The sequence below is a fragment of the Bradyrhizobium sp. USDA 4541 genome (genome assembly GCF_024171085.1).
Taxonomy (GTDB): Bacteria; Pseudomonadota; Alphaproteobacteria; order Rhizobiales; family Xanthobacteraceae; genus Bradyrhizobium; species Bradyrhizobium australafricanum.
Genome location: NZ_JALJZF010000001.1, coordinates 5,246,650 through 5,262,744, shown reverse-complemented (window position 1 = coordinate 5,262,744; position 16,095 = coordinate 5,246,650). Strand labels below are relative to the sequence as shown.

The 16,095-nt window shown below is 62.0% G+C and carries 12 protein-coding genes; 8 read left to right on the top strand and 4 right to left on the bottom strand.

Going from position 1 to position 16,095, the window contains the following annotated elements:
• Positions 1-156: 156 nt before the first annotated feature.
• Genes tssK through J2R80_RS24855 form a run of 4 tightly spaced genes read right to left on the bottom strand, consistent with a single transcriptional unit; the run spans position 157 to position 5,369 of the window.
• A complete protein-coding gene (gene tssK, locus J2R80_RS24870; protein ID WP_028335406.1) occupies positions 157-1,494 on the bottom strand; it encodes a type VI secretion system baseplate subunit TssK in 1,338 nt (445 codons plus the stop codon).
• A gap of 48 nt (positions 1,495-1,542) precedes the next feature.
• Entirely contained in the window at positions 1,543-2,919 is a 1,377-nt protein-coding gene (gene tagH, locus J2R80_RS24865; protein ID WP_253639594.1) for a type VI secretion system-associated FHA domain protein TagH, read from the bottom strand.
• 12 nt (positions 2,920-2,931) lie between these two features.
• Positions 2,932-3,495, bottom strand: coding sequence for a DUF6931 family protein (locus J2R80_RS24860; RefSeq protein ID WP_253639593.1), 564 nt, complete (start codon positions 3,493-3,495; stop codon positions 2,932-2,934).
• Positions 3,496-3,500: 5 nt separating this feature from the next.
• Positions 3,501-5,369 (bottom strand): type VI secretion system Vgr family protein, encoded by a 1,869-nt coding sequence (locus tag J2R80_RS24855; protein ID WP_076831482.1) that lies wholly within the window; start codon positions 5,367-5,369, stop codon positions 3,501-3,503.
• A gap of 348 nt (positions 5,370-5,717) precedes the next feature.
• Here J2R80_RS24855 and J2R80_RS24850 point away from each other — a divergent pair, with 348 nt between their 5' ends.
• The 8 genes from J2R80_RS24850 to tssH all read left to right on the top strand — a co-directional run bounded on the left by J2R80_RS24850 (position 5,718) and on the right by tssH (position 16,093).
• A complete protein-coding gene (locus J2R80_RS24850) occupies positions 5,718-7,031 on the top strand; it encodes an ImpA family type VI secretion system protein (RefSeq protein ID WP_253639592.1) in 1,314 nt (437 codons plus the stop codon).
• A gap of 128 nt (positions 7,032-7,159) precedes the next feature.
• Positions 7,160-7,687, top strand: a complete 528-nt coding sequence (tssB, locus tag J2R80_RS24845) for a type VI secretion system contractile sheath small subunit (RefSeq protein WP_253639591.1) — start codon at positions 7,160-7,162, stop codon at positions 7,685-7,687.
• A 17-nt stretch (positions 7,688-7,704) separates the two neighbouring features.
• The gene (gene tssC, locus J2R80_RS24840; protein WP_057019596.1) at positions 7,705-9,207 is read left to right on the top strand and encodes a type VI secretion system contractile sheath large subunit; all 1,503 of its coding nucleotides are present in this window, start codon (positions 7,705-7,707) and stop codon (positions 9,205-9,207) included.
• Positions 9,208-9,259: 52 nt separating this feature from the next.
• Positions 9,260-9,745 carry a type VI secretion system tube protein Hcp gene (locus J2R80_RS24835; protein WP_016843423.1) on the top strand — a complete coding sequence of 162 codons (486 nt, stop codon included), beginning with the start codon at positions 9,260-9,262 and terminating at the stop codon, positions 9,743-9,745.
• 68 nt (positions 9,746-9,813) lie between these two features.
• Positions 9,814-10,362 carry a type VI secretion system baseplate subunit TssE gene (gene tssE / locus J2R80_RS24830; RefSeq protein WP_092082332.1) on the top strand — a complete coding sequence of 183 codons (549 nt, stop codon included), beginning with the start codon at positions 9,814-9,816 and terminating at the stop codon, positions 10,360-10,362.
• Between the two features lies 1 nt (position 10,363).
• The gene (gene tssF, locus J2R80_RS24825; RefSeq protein WP_253639590.1) at positions 10,364-12,331 is read left to right on the top strand and encodes a type VI secretion system baseplate subunit TssF; all 1,968 of its coding nucleotides are present in this window, start codon (positions 10,364-10,366) and stop codon (positions 12,329-12,331) included.
• On the top strand, positions 12,295-13,359 hold the full coding sequence (tssG, locus tag J2R80_RS24820) for a type VI secretion system baseplate subunit TssG (RefSeq protein WP_076831489.1): 1,065 nt from the start codon (positions 12,295-12,297) through the stop codon (positions 13,357-13,359). The genes tssF and tssG overlap by 37 nt, the downstream gene beginning before the upstream one ends.
• Before the next feature lie 97 nt (positions 13,360-13,456).
• Complete coding sequence (gene tssH, locus J2R80_RS24815; protein ID WP_141339672.1) at positions 13,457-16,093, top strand: type VI secretion system ATPase TssH; 2,637 nt, start codon at positions 13,457-13,459, stop codon at positions 16,091-16,093.
• Positions 16,094-16,095: the final 2 nt, after the last annotated feature.

Below are 16,095 nucleotides of genomic sequence, written 5' to 3'. Positions count from 1 at the left end.
AAGCCATGGGCGATGGCGAGTACGCCGGACGGCTGGCAGGTCCCTCGCCTGCTGGAGGTTGAGGGGCCGGAGCCGGCGGCATCTTCCCGCCAGGGTTCGGACGGATGATGGTCCGCTCACCCCGACCGAAAGGATTAACCGGCTTGTCCCTGTCGGTCATGGCCGCTCTTCCAGGATGGCCCAAAGGTACAACTCAAGCTCCGGCCAGTCGCCGGAAAAATGCATGCCGATCGAGGCCGCGGTGCTGAACTCGGGCCACAGCGGCGACTTGCGATCGAGATAGAAATAGACGTGGTCTGTGATGGCTCGGATGTGCGGTGGCGGTGTCGGCAGATGCACCAGGGTCAAACCCGGCAGGTTTGCGTGCACGATCTCGGTCATTTTTGTGTTGGGCCCGACCTTGAACAGGTGCGGGAATTCATTCTGAATCTCCACGAGAGGCCGCCGCGCGGCGACCTCCAGCACCAAGGTCGCATTTCGGAACAACGCGCGATCGCGGATCGGCGATACAAATGCGTTCTGGGCGCGTTCGATGATCTCCAGACGAATCGCCCGCCTGCCCAGCCGCGCGCTCAGGAAATCCTGGATGTCGCGGACCAGGGGCGTGAAGACGTATTCGAGGTTGTCGTGATCGTATGCCGGGTAGTCCCGTGCGCGTCGTTCGGTGGTCGCGAAGGTCGCAAGCTCACCGGCAAACCTCAGCAATTCCTCGTAGAGCCGTTCCGGATGTACACTGCCGGATCGTTTGAAATGAGTCAGCACCGGAATGGTCCGGTTCAGTACCTGCAGCACCAGATAGTCGACGCTCTGCAAACCGCCGCCGGACGACGGATCGACTGCGTAGCGCGCAAGCTCGTCGAGCTTGGTCTCGACCCAGCCGATGATTCGATTGAGCCAGCCATCGACAACCGGATGCGCGGCGCAGACCAGCATCGGCGGCACAAACTTGTCGTCGAACAGGATGTTCTTGTCGCGCACTTCGAGGATGCGAGCGATGCCGAGACCCATGTATCCCGGCTTGCTCGTCTTGCGCAGCTCGAACGACAGGCGTGGATAGACAACGTCAATTTCTTCTTCGATGCGCAGCGCCGAGGTTGAATCGATAAACGTTTCGGCAGTCCGAACGTAGCGACTTGCGCTGTCGGTGCGATCCTCATCCACCTCCCGCGTATTGGGAGCCGCGACCGGCATCATCAGCCAGACGATCTGGCCTGCGGCCGAATCCGGCACTTCGATGGCTTCCGGGATCGGACTGTCGGCAGGAATATCGAACGGCGTTCCATCCGGCATGACGCCGGTCGCACTGCGCACGGCGAATTTGCTCTGCTGGGTAAGATCGTTATCGATCTCGAGCTGGGCAAAGCCCCAGGGGTACGGTGTCGTGTAACGAACGCGCTTTTCCAGCAGATGCTCGAGATAGCGATCGTTCTGCTGCAGATGATGCGGCCGCAGGAACAGGCCTTCCGACCAGAAAACTTTGCTGTACCAAGACATTCCTACATCCACTTGGCAATGATCGGCGACTGCATCGTCACCGACAGTTCACTTTGACCCCGACTTGTCTGCGCGGTCGTAATATTCGGAGAAATGCAGCATGAAGGTATCGATCGGCGCGCTCTCGTCGCGACCGAGATGCGCGTTCCAGCGCGTCAAAAATTCATCCCAGAGCTTGCTCTTGTTCGAGCCAAACAAGGACCTTGCGCCGCGCTGAAGCTCGAGCTCGCGCGCCATCAGCGTCGGATCGATGCTGGCGATTAGTCCCCGGACGGCATGCTGCATTGCCGCATAGGTCTTCAATTGATGGGATTTGAGGTCCTTGAAGCCCTGGGCGAAGGCATGCGGCGCATCGAGGTAACTGCGGGTCGGCGGCCCGAACAGGATACGCATCGCGTCTTCCGCGGTCGGCGAGAATTTCAGCGGATTGTTCTCGATGGCCTGGATGGTGGTTTGGCTGGTGCTGCGCGTCAGCTGCTTGGCCTGGGTGCGCGCCTGCAGCAGGGCCATCAAATTTTCCACCGTCATGCGCAGGATGACGCCGAGCTGTTCCGCGAGTTCAGCTTCGGTCTTGTCGGCAAAGAAACCGTCCGGCAGCCCGGCAGCACGTGCGACCTGGCGCGCAAACTCCGGATTGCCGATCGACGCGGCCGTGGCCGGTGCCGGCTCGGCCAGTTGCGGCGGCGGCGCTCCCACATGCCCTGCCGGTGAAGGCGCCGGCGGTGGCGGGGCAGCCGCTTCGTCGTCGGCCCATACCGACGGTCGGCGCGGCGTCGGCATCGCGTGCAGCACGTCGACCGGCGGTTTTGGCGTGGCGACCGGACCGGCTGCCCAGCTCATGTCGTCGTGCAGCGGCGGCTCGCGTTGAGGCATCTGCGACGAATGGCGGACAGGATCCACACCCGCCGCGGGAACGCTCGCTGCCCAGTCCAGGAATTCCGGATTGACGGGCCGCGCGGCCTCGCGCGGTTTTCGCAACTGCTGCGGGTCGATTGGCGGCGGCACGTCGCGACCGGGAGCCCACAGTTCGTAGTAATCGGCGTGCTGCTGAGCGAGCGGAGCTTGCTGCTGCGCACCATGGCTCGGAGTGTCCTCGGCAGGCTCATCCAGGTCCAGCGAAACGCCAATGACATAGTGGCCGATGACGAGCCGATCGCCGTTGCGCAGCCGATGCGCTCCCCGCATACGCTGGTCGGCACCATTGAGAAAGGTGCCGTTGGTCGAGACGTCGTGCAGCCAGTAGCCGCCGTCGCGATAATGGACCTCGCAATGCTTCCCCGAAATCATCCGTGCCGGATCGGGCAATGTCCAATCGAGATGGCGGTCCCGGCCAATGTCGACCGAACGCCTTCCGGTGACGGTAAATGACACAGGGCCGCCGTCTGGAAGGTTCGGCTCGTTCTCGATGTTGAAGCGAAGCACCATCACATCGTCTCGTCAGCGTGGAGGGCGCGGTTCGCCGCGTGCCAATTGAATACCATCCTCCAGGCAGGCCGTCATTATCCGGTCCCTGGACTCACGGGTAAGCCGGCAGAGGCCGATCAAAAGGGCTGCGCGAACCGCTCGCGCCGTCTGATCCGGCTTGGCTTCGACCGGCGCAAATTCCGCGGGAACCACGCTTCCGCCGGACCAACCCGCCGCCAGCGCCAGCCAGGTCGCCGGCTGCTCGAGATCGTTGGCATTGCCGACCGCCAAAGCCTTGTTGCGCGATTGCTCGTCCGGCTGCCGGACCCAGGTCTCGGCGAAATTGAGCGACCTGCCTTCATTGCCGTCGAAATGGTCGAACATCTGGCGCAACGAGCGACAGCCCCAGGCGACGGCCACGCGCCTGGGGAGCAGATACGCGCAGAAGGACACAGCCTGGTGCCAGTTGCTCGCATCGGCCGCCTCCTGCAGGAAATCCAACGACAGTTTGTCCGGAGCGGCTTTGCCGACGTCGTAGCGCGCCAGCGGATAGGCTTCGAAGAGATCGCGGACTGTGCTGAACCGAACCTGATTCATGGCTGTCAGCCGACAATGGTTGGCGTGCCGTGGGCAACCAATGGGCCGCCGGCGGCGAGCGCCATGGCGGCCTGCGCGGTCATGGTGATGGTTGGGGCGTTGATGACGATGCCGGCTGGAGACAGGATGATCTGGCTTGGACCAACCTGCAGGGTGATATTGACGTTGGCCGAAAGGGTGATGCTCAGGCCCGCATCGACGGACTGATCCATCGCCAGCTTGACGTGCTGACCGCCCAATTGGATATCAAGCTTGTCGTTGCCGTTCTTGAGCGTGGTCTTGCGGGTATCGCCGCCGAACGCCGCCTCACCGATGGTCCTGGTCTCGGTGTCGCGGACCGTGACGTCGTAGTCCTTCTCGGCGTGCAGGGTGATCTTCTCGGACCCCTTCTTGTCCTCGAAGTTCCATTCGTTGTAGCCGCCTCCTCCCTTGGTCGAGTCGGATTTCAGACCCGCGATCGTCTTCTTGGACGGCAGGTCGTACGGCAGCTTGTATTCATCGTTGTATACGGTCCCTATCACCAGGGGCCGGTCGGGATCCCCTTCCAGGAATTCCACCACCACCTCCTGCCCGACGCGCGGGATGATCTGACCGCCCCAGCGCTTGCCGGACCAGACTTGCGCCACGCGCAACCGGCACGACCGCTTCTTCTTCCGATCCCAGAAAAAGCGAACATAGATTTCGCCCAGCGACTCGACGTCGATTTCCTCGCTCGAATTGTCGTCCTTGGTCACCACCTTGGCTGTCTGAATGCCGTTGATCCTCGGCTTCGGCGTCGTCATGGGAGATCGAAACGGCCGATCGCTCGGCAGAAATTCGTAGCTGCCGAAGTAGACGTGCTGCCCGGCGTCGCCGGGGCCGCCAGTGCGATAGGATTCGATGGAAAACGAGTGAGCTGCCCGTACCACGAGATATTCGACGTTCTGCGAGTCTTTCGAGTGCTTCTCGAGCTTGGTTAGTCCGCCCGGAAACAGATTGACGGCGTCGCCGTTGCCCCGGCGGCGCCGATCCATCGCCTGCTCGGCCTGGAGCTGGATCTTCGCGTATCGCTCGCCGTCGGATTTTTCCTTGAACTTGCCGGGATAGTCGTAGAACTCCATCTCGGATCGTGTGTAGTGCTCGGAGCCCTTGGCGTCGCTGATCATCTGTGCGTTGGGCTTCTGGTAGTTGTAATCGTTGAGCTCGATCTTCCCGGTGCGGAACCGGCGCTCGGACGCCCATTCATAAATATGCTGCTCGCCGCGACGATCGGAGCCGGTAAGCGGGATGTAGGGGATCTTCGCGAGACCGTTGATTGGACTGTGCGAGGACTTGGAATCGGCCAGCACCAGCGTGTGCTTGCCGCCTTCATGCTTGAAGAAGTAGTAGATCCCGTGCTGCTCCATCAACCGGCACACGAAATCCAGATCGGTCTCGCGATATTGAACGCAGTATTCGAGCTTTGGACATGAGCCCTCTTCGGTAAGCTTGGACTCATAATCCGTGAAGCCGCGCTCGTTGAAGACCTCCTTGATGATGTCGGGCGCCTTCTTGTCCTGAAAGATCCGGCAATCGGTGGTCCGCGACAGCAGCCACAACCAGGGCCTCAGCACGATCCGGTAGCTGAAATAGTCGTTCTTCACCCCCAGCCATTGGGCTTCCGTGAGAATGCCGCTGAACTCGCGTTCCTTCTCGTGCAATTTGATGGTGAGGGTGCACTGCTTGCCGATGGCCCGATCGAAGTCGAGATCGGCTTCCTCGCTGAGACATTCGATGCGGTATTCGAACAGTTCACTCAGACCTTCGGCGGCCTCGAACCGGGCAAAAACCAGAACGTCCTTGCCAAGGGGGGTCTTGAGCTCGCAGAGGCGGGTATCCTGGGTAAGCTGGCCCATGTGGGCGTTAAACTCCCTCGTTGACCGCACGAGCTGCGCAATCGGCGCATCAGGCGGTCAAGCACGAACGACCGAAATCCGAGCCGTCCATCGGTGGGATGGCCGGCAAGTCCGCTCGGTGTCACTCTCCTGACGCGGCAACGCACCCGCCCGGGGAAGCCACTGCGGCACTCATGTAGTCGGTTCCAAGCGCTTGCTGGTTCACGGGAAACCGCCACCATCGCGGGAATGAACCGAGGCCGGCGTTGATCTGACCTACCAGTCAATCGGATCATGATCCCCCGCGTGATCCGCGAGATGTCATGACCTGGTCGAGGGGCCAGGGCCTCGCAGACGGATCCTCTTTGCATGCTCGACGTCGCATCCCTGACCCAGCCCATCGGCCCCGACGATCCCTGCGGGCCCGACCTCGATGCGGCCGGCGACGTCCAGTACCTGAACTTCTTCGCAGCTGCGGAATCGCTGCTGCCGATGTCGTATTTCGAGGTCGTCAACGCGAATGGAGAGCGCGGACGCTTCGACCCGAAGGCCATCGATATTGCCGGCCAGTTCGCCGCTGCGCAGCCCCTGTTGGCTCGCACCCGCGATCTGCGCCTGACCATGCTGCTCGCCAAATTTTCCATCCTGAACCGCGATCTCGACGGCTTCCTCAGCTGCCTGCGGGCAACCAGCCTGCTGCTCCGCGAACAATGGGAAGCGGTTCACCCGAGGGGCGAGGACGGCGACTATGCCTTTCGTGCGGTCACCATCGAGGCGATCGACGTGTTTCCGACGGTGATCAACCCGCTCCAATTCCTTCCCCTGATCGAAAATCGACGGCACGGCAGCCTCAACTACCGAGCCTATCAGATTGCCAAGGGCGAAATTCCCGCCGGCGATGCCGATGTCGACATGCCAGATCTCGGAACCATCGAGCGCATCGTCGCCGAGACCGATCTCGACACCCTCAAGGCGGTGAGCGCCCGCTGTTCGGCGGTCGCTGCCGAGATTGCCGGCATCAAATCGGTTTGGCACGAAAAGTTGAACTCGGGGCAACCCATCAGTCTCGACAGGCTGGCGGGCGTCGCGAACGGCTTGTCCAGCTGGCTCGCAGCTCTGGTGACCGCACGCGATCCGGCCGCAGCTGCCTCATCCCCGGAGGAGACCGCCCAAGACGGCCCACAGCCTCCGATCGAAATCGCCGGCGCAGTCACGTCACCCGGACAGGCATCCGCGGCGCTGGCGGCGGCTGCCGACTACTTCGCTCGGAAGGAACCGTCGAGCCCGGCGCTGTTGCTGGTGCGGCAGGCGCAGGACATGGTTGGCAAATCGTTTATCGAAGTGATGCGGATGCTGATGCCGGCCCACGTGGAAACCGCCGCCATCAATATCGGTCGCGACAAAGTCTTCGACCTGCCGATCGAGCGCATGGCGGAATTCGCCACCTCGCTCCCATCCGCGGCCGAAAATGAGGCTCAAGGTACTGTTTTTGCAGCCGAAAACAGAGCCCAGGCGTTGGACTTACTGAGCAAAGTCGCGTCGTTCTTCCGGGCCGCGGAGCCGTCCAGCCCGATCCCGTTCCTGGTCGATCGCGCACGTGAACTCGCACAGCGAGACTTCCTCAGCCTGCTGAACGAAGTGCTGCCGGAGGGCGCTCTGAAGGCGATCGCTAAATCGAATTGAACCCGCCTTCCGTTCGACGGGACTAACTGAACGGAAGGAAGCTCCGCCGACGAAACACCGAGGCACTTCCCTGCCTGCGTCGCGCAAGTCGGCTTCCGCAGAGATTTTTTTGTGAAGAGGGCAACCCAATGGCAACCGACAGCGGTCAAAAATTCATTCGCCGAAACCGCGCACCGCGCGTGCACATCACTTACGAAGATCCCTACGACGCCGAGCGGCTGATCGAACTGCCGTTCGTCATGGGCGTCCTGTCCGATCTTTCCGGCAACAACCCCGGCATCGAGAAGGCGAAGGTCGAGGAGCGCAAGTTCCTCGAGTTCGACATGGACAATTTCGACAACCGCATGGCGGCGATCCAGCCCGGCGTGACGGCGCGCGTCGCCAACCGTCTCAGCGACGGGTCCGACGAAAAGATCTCCGTCAACCTGCGCTTCAACAAGATATCCGACTTCACGCCGGTGGCGGTCGCCCGCCAGGTGCCGGCGACGGCCAAGCTGCTCGAAGCGCGTGAACAGCTCGCCAACCTGCTGCGCTACATGGATGGCAAGGTGGGTGCCGAGGACCAGCTGAAGAAGCTCCTCGCCGATCCTCAACTGATGGCCGCACTGCGCGAGCGCGCGACCAGCCAGTCCACCGAATCCGACAGCAACAGCTAAGGGAAGGAATGGGGACCATGGCAAAAGAAGCAATCCACAAAGAGACCACCGCCAAGGTCGGGACCGTCGAGGCTGACGAGTTCGCCGCCCTGCTGAAGCAAAGCTTCAAGCCGCGCACCGAACGTGCGGCGACCGAAGTCGAGAACGCGGTGTCCACGCTCGTTCAGGAAGCGCTGAAGGATACGAGCGTCATCAAGTCGGACGTGCTCGACACCATCGAGGAGATGATCGCGCGGATCGATCAGAAGCTGACCGCGCAGATGAACGAGATCCTGCACGCGCCCGAATTCCAGGCGATCGAAAGTGCCTGGCGCGGCCTCCACTACCTCGTCTTCAACTCCGAGACCGACGCCAACCTCAAGATCCGGGTGATGAACGTCTCCAAGAACGAGCTGTATCGGAACCTGCGGCTCTATCCCGATGCGCGCTGGGACCAGAGCCCGCTGTTCAAGCAGATCTACGAGTACGAATTTGGCCAGTTGGGCGGCGAGCCGTTCGGCTGCCTGATCGGCGACTACTATTTCAGCCACCTCCCCACCGACGTGCAGTTGCTCCGCGATCTCAGCAAGATCGCCGGCGCCGCGCACGCCCCCTTCTTCAGCGGCGCCGAGCCTACGCTGATGGGAATGGACTCGTGGACCGAACTGTCCAACCCTCGCGACATCGGCAAGGTGTTCGACACGCCGGAATACGCCGCATGGAAGGGACTGCGCGATCAGGACGACTCGCGCTATCTCGGTCTGTGCATGCCGCGCGCACTGGGCCGCCTCCCCTACGGCGCCAAATCGGAGCCGGTGGAAGAGTTCGCCTTCGAAGAAGAGACGGACGGGCACACCGGTGACAAATACGGCTGGATCAACGCCGCCTATGCGATGGCGGTCAACATCAACCGCGCCTTCAAGGAGTTCGGCTGGTGCACGCGCATCCGCGGCGTCCAGTCCGGCGGCGAGGTCATCAACCTGCCGACGCATACGTTCCCGACCGACGACGGTGGCGTCGACCTGAAATGCCCGACCGAGATCGCCATCAGCGATCGTCGCGAGCACGAGCTTGCAAAGGCGGGACTGATCCCGCTGATCCATCGCAAGAACACCGACAAGGCCGCCTTCATCGGCGCCCAGTCGCTCTATAAGCCGAAGAAGTATTTCGGCGACAAGGGCGTGGATGCAACCGCGTCCGACAACCTGTCGTCACGCCTGCCCTACATGTTCGCAGTATCCCGCTTTGCGCATTATCTGAAGTGCATGGTTCGCGACAAGATCGGATCCATGAAGGAAAAGGATGAGCTGACGGTCTGGCTGCAGACCTGGATCAACGAATACGTTGATGCCAATCCGGCCTTGTCGTCAGAAGCTCAGAAAGCGCGCAAGCCGCTGGCCGCTGCGAAGGTTGAGGTCATAGCAAACGAGGAGAACCCGGGATATTACAACGCGCGCTTCTTTCTCCGTCCACACTTTCAACTGGAAGCGATGGACGTCGGTCTCAGTCTCGTTTCGCGCCTGCCAGGCCCGAGCTCCTGACGCCGCGCTATTGCAACCGTCACTCATCAGAGAATTTTGAAAGGGCTATGCTATGGCTGTCGACATCTTTTTGAAACTCGATCCGATCAAGGGCGAGTCGCTCGACGACAAACACAAGGACGAAATCGACATTTTGAGCTGGTCGTTCGGCGAGAGCCAAAGCGGCACGTTCCACAGCGGGTCGGGCGGCGGCGCCGGCAAGGTCGCGGTTCAAGACCTCCACTTCACGCACTTCGTGGACAAGGCGACACCCGAGCTTTTCAAGGTCTGCGCCAATGGAAAGCACATCGACAGCGCCATCCTCACGGTACGCAAGGCCGGTGAACACCCGCTCGAATATCTCAAGATCGAGATGAAGCACGTTCTGGTTTCCAGCGTCTCGACGGGCGGATCGCACGGCGAGGATCGCCTCACCGAAAACGTCAGCCTGAACTTCCAGAAGGTCAAAATGACCTACAAGACCCAGACCGAAAAAGGCGGCGCCGGCGCGTCTCCGGTGTTCGGATGGGACGTTGCGGCCAACAAGGAATGGGCCTGATCGCAGGCTTCCTGCCCGGCGCCGGTTGCCAATAGCGGCAATCGGCGCCGGCTGTACGGGGACCGTCAATGACCGTTACGCCAAGGAAGGACCGGCTCTCTCCGCCATTGATGCTGGCCTTTCGTGCGGCTCATGATGCTCGCGATGCGCGCAAGGCACTCGAACTGCGCGATCAGTTCGGCGAGCGAGTGATAGCGGGACGGCGCAGCGCTGGTCGTTTCCCGATCTCGGAGACGCTGCTAAGGCGCGAGGTTTCGCAGGACGTCGAAACACTCCTCAATACCATTGCCCTCGAATCGACGCTTGACCTGACCGGTCGCGGCTGCGTCCGCACCTCGATCCTGAACTATGGTTTCCCCGATATCGCAAACCGTTCGATCGACGAAGTCACCGACGAGGAGCTTAGCGATGCCCTGCGCATGTCGCTCACGACCTACGAGCCGAGACTCGATCGCAAGTCCATCCGGGTGCGGCGCGACACCTCCGTGGGCGCCGAGCAGCTCAAACTGCGCTTTGTCGTGCATTCCGACCTGAAATGCGAACCGCTCAACGTGCCCGTGGAATTCGTCGCAGACGTCGACCTCGACAGCGGCGATATACAGATCAACCGATTATAGCATGAACCGCGAATTCCTCGACTTCTACAATCGTGAACTGTCGCTGCTGTACGAGCACGCGGAAGGTTTTGCCGAGGAATATCCTGGTATCGCCGAGCGCCTCGGCGGTCTGGTCCGCGACCGCTCGGATCCGATGATCTCAGGCCTGCTAGAGGGCGCTGCATTTCTCGCCGCGCGTGTCCAGCTCAAGCTCAAGCACGAGTTTCCGGAATTCACCGCGAACCTGCTTGAGCAGTTGGTTCCGAATTATCTCGCGCCGACTCCGTCCGCCATGCTGGTCAAGATTCAGCCGACCTACGCCGATCCGGCGTTGCGCGACGGCAAGAAGATCGCGCGAGGCGCCTATTTCGACGCGAGCTATCGCGAAAGGGAACGGAGCCTCGCCTGTCGATTCCGGCTTTGCCGCGATATCGTGCTTTGGCCCTTTGACGTCACCGGCGCCGAATATTTTGCGACCGCGGGCGCGTTGCAGGCCCTCGGGATTCCAGTCGGCGGAGAGGTCATCGCCGGACTCAGGCTCTCCTTGACACACCGTACCGCCGCGCGGCTCGACGAGGAGCCGGCGGACGCGGAGACTCGCAACAAACCGGAGACCTGGTTCGCCGGCTGCCGCACCAGCGAACTGCCCATCTACCTGACCGGCGCCGAGTCGGATGCCATCGCACTCTACGAACAACTGACCTCGAATTGCGTCGGGCTTTATTTTCGCTATCTCGACGATTTCGGCGATCCGGTCGTCATCCGGGCTCCGAACGACTGTGTGCAGCAGGTCGGCTTCAGCGAGAACGAATCCCTGTTTCCGAACGACAACCGGGTCTTTCGCGGCTCGGAGTTGTTGCGGGAATATTTCGTGTTTCCGCGCAAGTTCCTTGGCGTCAATCTGGCGCAGCTTCGCGCTGTGATGCCGCGGTTGCGCAGCAAATCCATCGATATCGTCTTCGCGTTCGATGAACACAACTCGCGTCTCGCCGCCTCGGTCCGGGCGGATACGTTCAGTCTCTACACCGCCCCGGCGATCAACCTGTTCGAAAAGACCAGTGATCGCATCCCGATCAAGTCGAACACCTACGAATACCACGTGGTGCCCGACCGAAGCCGCTACCTCGAATACGAGCCGCACCAGGTGCTGGAGGTTTACGCGCACTTTCCGGCGGAAAAGGACAAGCGGCGCGTGCGTCCGCTGTACTCCGCCGCCGTCGACAGGACGGCCGGATTGGTCGAGGGACTTTATTACACGGTTCGTCGGCTGCCGCGGCGGCGCACCGTCGAAGAGAAGACCTATGGCGCGGCCTCGGACTATACCGGGACGGACATGTTCCTCTCGCTGCTCGAGCCCGGCGACCCGAGCGGCGACGGATCCGCCGCCGAGCTGAGCGTCCGCGCGCTGTGCTCCAACCGGCATCTCACGGAACATCTGCCGGTCGGCCAGGGCGGAGCCGACTTTCGCCTGCTGGACGACACCTCGCTCGAGCTGATGTGCATCGCCGGCCCCACCCGACCACGCGAGCCGGTGGTGGCGCAGTTGCGCAGCCGCAGCGAGATCGCCAATAGCGGCGTCGTCAGCTGGCGCCTGATCAACATGCTGAGTTTGAACTATCTCGGCCTCGTGGAACGCAGCGGCGGCAAGAACGCCGGAGCACTGCGGGAGATGCTGTCCTTATTCGCCGACCAGTTCGACGATGCGACGGAACGAAAGATTCGTGGCGTGCGCAGCGTCGAGAGCAGGCCCGTGGTGCGGCGGGTGCGTGAGCGTACCGGCAGCGGCGCGGCGCGCGGCCTGGAGATCACGGTCACGCTTGACGAGAAGGCATTCGAGGGCAGCGGCGTGTTCCTGCTCGGAGCTGTGCTGGAACGCTTCTTCGCCGACTATTCAGGCTTCAACACCTTCACCCAGACCGTCATCTCGACCCCGGAGCGCGGCGAGATCATGCGTTGGCCGGCCCGCATGGGCACCCGGAGGCCGCTGTGACGCTGATCGACCAGATGAAGGCCGAGCCCTGGCGGTTCGATTTCTTTCAGACGCTCCGCCAGCTCGAGCGATGCAATCCGGATCGACCGCGGATCGGCGACAGTGCAGCGCGTCGCGAGGAGTTTGTGGACCTCGGTCAAACCCCCTATCTGGAATTTCCCGCCTCCAATCTGAGCTCGGTCGACGATCGTGATGGCAGGCTCAAAATTCTGGTCAAATTCCTCGGCCTGCTCGGACCGCAGGGCGCGCTGCCGCTGGCTACCACCGATGAGAGCGTCGGCTGGCAGTTGATGCGGGACGACGCTTTCCCCCGTTTTCTCGACCTGCTGAACGGACGCTTTCTGCAGTTGTTCTTTCGAGCCTGGGCAGACGCACGGCCGATCGCCCAGCATGATCGGCCATCAGACGACCGCTTCATCGCTTATGTCGGCTCCTTCGCCGGCCTCGGCTCCGATATTTTTGCCAATCGGGATACCGTGCCTGACATGGCGAAGCTGAGCTTCGCCGGGCTGGTTTCACCGAGAGCGAAATCCGCATCACGACTGGCGCGGCTGCTGCAAGGGCTGTTCGATGTCAGGGTCGAGATCGACGAGTTCGTCGGCACGTGGCTCCCATTCGACCCAAGCCATTGCAGCCGGCTCGGCGGGACGCACGCCAAGCTTGGTCACGACGCGCTCCTGGGCTCGCGTGTGTTCAGCGTCGAAGACAAGATCAGGGTTCGCGTGTTCGTGAAGGATTTTGCTCAATACGAGCAGTTCCTGCCCACCGAAGCGCCGAACCTGTCCGAGCCCCTGGCTGACGCCATCTACTTCTACATCGGCGACGAACTCGAGTGGGAGGTGGAACTTGCCATTCCGGCGGGAGCGGTTGTCCCGATGAAGCTCGGGCAGAGCGGACGCCTTGGATGGACCAGCTGGGTTTCGCCGAACTGGGCCTCGACCGAGGAGTATCGGCGCGATGCACGCTTTCACCTTGCCGAGCGTCTCAGAGCCCGGCGCAACGCTGCGACTGTTCAGCAGCCGATTTGAACCTAAGCATCGCTCCGATTGTCCTAACATCATGGGAATTCGAGCCGATTTCCGCGACGACCCGGCATCGCCCGGGGATTGAGCAGGAGGCGCCATCGTGACCGATATCAGCCTTGAGGCCGTGACTGGCAAACTGAACCGGGCCGGCTACGATGCCTTCATACAGGCCCTGCGCCACGCCAAGAGCGTCAGCAACCGTAACGTGGAGCTTGCGCACTGGCTGTTTCACATCCTGCAACAGGAGCGGACCGACCTCAGCCTGTCGGTGGATCACTACAAGCTCGACCGCGCGCGGCTGCTGTCGGACCTCGCAGGCGTCATCAACGGTTTCCGCAAGAACGAAACCGACATGCCGGGCGTCGCCAATTCGGTCATCGATATTCTCGACCGTGGCTGGCACTACGCCACGCTGTTCTTCGGCGAGACCCAGATCCGCACCGGACATCTCCTGGTCGCCGGATTGAAATCGAACGAGATCCGTCGTGCGCTCAACAACATCTCGCAGGAATTCGCCAAGATAAATGTCGACGCATTGGCTGCGGAGCACCGCGCCATCTGGGCAGGCTCCGAGGAGGAGACCATGCGTCCGATGGACGGCTCCGGATTGGCCGGTGCCGGTACTGACGGTACGGACCGGGCGAATCCCAAGGGGACGACGCCGCTCGACCGGTTCTCCCAGGATCTGACCGCCAAGGCCCGATCGGGCCAGATGGACCCGATCCTCGGTCGAGACGACGAAATCCGCCAATTGATCGACGTGCTGATGCGCCGGAGGCAAAACAATCCGATCCTCACCGGCGAGGCCGGCGTCGGCAAGACCGCCGTGGTCGAGGGATTTGCCCAGCGCATTGCCGCCGGCGAGGTGCCGCCGCCGCTGCGCAACGTCAGGCTCTGCGCGCTGGATATCGGCCTGATGCAGGCCGGTGCCTCGATGAAGGGCGAGTTCGAGCAGCGCCTGCGCTCGGTGATCGACGAGGTACAGAACTCGCCTACCCCGATTATCCTGTTCATCGACGAAGCGCACACGCTGATCGGGGCCGGTGGCGCCGCCGGCACCGGCGACGCGGCCAATCTCCTCAAGCCTCCCCTCGCCCGCGGCACGCTGCGGACCATCGCCGCCACCACCTGGGCAGAGTATCGCCAGTACATCGAAAAGGACCCCGCACTCACACGGCGCTTTCAGCCGATCCAGGTCGATGAGCCGGATGTCGAGACCTGTTGCATCATGCTGCGCGGTCTCCTGGGCCCGATGGAGAAGCACCACGGCGTTCGCATCTCGGACGCCGCGATCGTGACTGCGGTCAACCTGTCGCATCGCTACATTCCGTCCCGACAGCTGCCGGACAAGGCGGTCAGCTTGCTGGACACGGCTTCGGCCCGAGTAGCCATCAGTCAAAGCGCGACGCCGGCCCTGATCGAGGACGCTCGCGTCGCGATCGCGGCCCGCGAGGCCGAGCGATCGGCGCTGGTCAGCGACGGCGATCTCGGGGACGAGAACAGCGAGCGCATCACCACAATCGACGGCGACATAGCGACGCTGAAGGCCAAGCTGTCCGGCCTGGAGGCCGACTGGGCCAAGGAACAGGAGCTCGTCAAGGACATCCGCAGCATTCGCGAAATCCTCTCCGAGAACGGCGACGAAGATCGAGCGACGAAGCGCGTCGAGTTGCGCGGCAAGTTCGAGACACTGGAAGGCATCAATCCGGAAAAGCGGATGATCTATGCCCATGTCGACCAGCAGTCGGTGGCCTCTGTCGTGTCCGACTGGACCGGTATCCCGACCGGCAGAATGATGCGCGACGAGATCGAAACCGTCCTGAAGCTACCCGAAATTCTCAATCGACGCGTGGTCGGCCAGTCCCACGGGCTGACGATGATTGCGAAACGAATCGAGACCAGCCGCGCCAAGTTGGACAACCCGTCCAAGCCGATCGGCGTTTTCATGCTGGCCGGACCGTCCGGCGTGGGTAAGACAGAAACCGCCCTCGCGCTTGCCGAAACCCTTTATGGCGGTGAGCAGAACATGATCACGATCAACATGTCGGAGTTCCAGGAGGCCCATACGGTCTCGACCTTGAAGGGCGCACCTCCGGGTTACGTCGGCTATGGTGAAGGCGGCCGGCTCACCGAAGCGGTCCGGCGCAAGCCCTACAGCGTTATCCTGCTCGACGAGGTGGAGAAGGCCCATCCCGACGTCCATGAGATCTTCTTCCAGGTGTTCGACAAGGGAGTCATGGAGGACGGCAACGGTCGGCGAATCGATTTCAAGAACACATTGATCATTCTGACCACGAACGTCGGCACCGATCTCATCATGAGCCTGGCGCGCGATCCGAAGTATCGCAACGAGCCGGAAGAACTCGCCAGGCTGCTGCGGCCGGAATTGCTGAAGGTGTTCCCTGCCGCGTTGCTTGGGCGCATCGTCTCGATCCCCTACTTTCCGCTTTCGGACGAGATGCTTGCCGGCATCGTCAGATTGCAGCTCGACCGGATCGGACAGCGCCTCCGCGATAATCACAAGGCTGCCTTCGGCTACGACGATGCAGTCGTCGAGCACATCGTATCCCGCTGCAACGATCCGGACTCCGGCGGGCGGATGATCGACAACATCATCACCAACACGTTGCTGCCCGAACTGTCGCGCGAATTCCTGAGCAAGTCTCTCGCCAAGGAGGAGGTCAAGCAGACGCGCGTCTCGATCGTGAACGACAAGTTTGCATATTCGTGGAACTGACT

Excerpts from the sequence above, each read along its gene's own strand:
- tagH (WP_253639594.1), bottom strand. The coding sequence starts at position 2,919 with ATGGTGCTTCGCTTCAACATCGAGAACGAGCCGAACCTTCCAGACGGC.
- tssF (WP_253639590.1), top strand. The coding sequence starts at position 10,364 with ATGAACCGCGAATTCCTCGACTTCTACAATCGTGAACTGTCGCTGCTG.
- J2R80_RS24850 (WP_253639592.1), top strand. The coding sequence starts at position 5,718 with ATGCTCGACGTCGCATCCCTGACCCAGCCCATCGGCCCCGACGATCCC.
- J2R80_RS24860 (WP_253639593.1), bottom strand. The coding sequence starts at position 3,495 with ATGAATCAGGTTCGGTTCAGCACAGTCCGCGATCTCTTCGAAGCCTAT.
- tssC (WP_057019596.1), top strand. The coding sequence starts at position 7,705 with ATGGCAAAAGAAGCAATCCACAAAGAGACCACCGCCAAGGTCGGGACC.
- J2R80_RS24855 (WP_076831482.1), bottom strand. The coding sequence starts at position 5,369 with ATGGGCCAGCTTACCCAGGATACCCGCCTCTGCGAGCTCAAGACCCCC.
- tssK (WP_028335406.1), bottom strand. The coding sequence starts at position 1,494 with ATGTCTTGGTACAGCAAAGTTTTCTGGTCGGAAGGCCTGTTCCTGCGG.
- tssE (WP_092082332.1), top strand. The coding sequence starts at position 9,814 with ATGACCGTTACGCCAAGGAAGGACCGGCTCTCTCCGCCATTGATGCTG.
- J2R80_RS24835 (WP_016843423.1), top strand. The coding sequence starts at position 9,260 with ATGGCTGTCGACATCTTTTTGAAACTCGATCCGATCAAGGGCGAGTCG.
- tssB (WP_253639591.1), top strand. The coding sequence starts at position 7,160 with ATGGCAACCGACAGCGGTCAAAAATTCATTCGCCGAAACCGCGCACCG.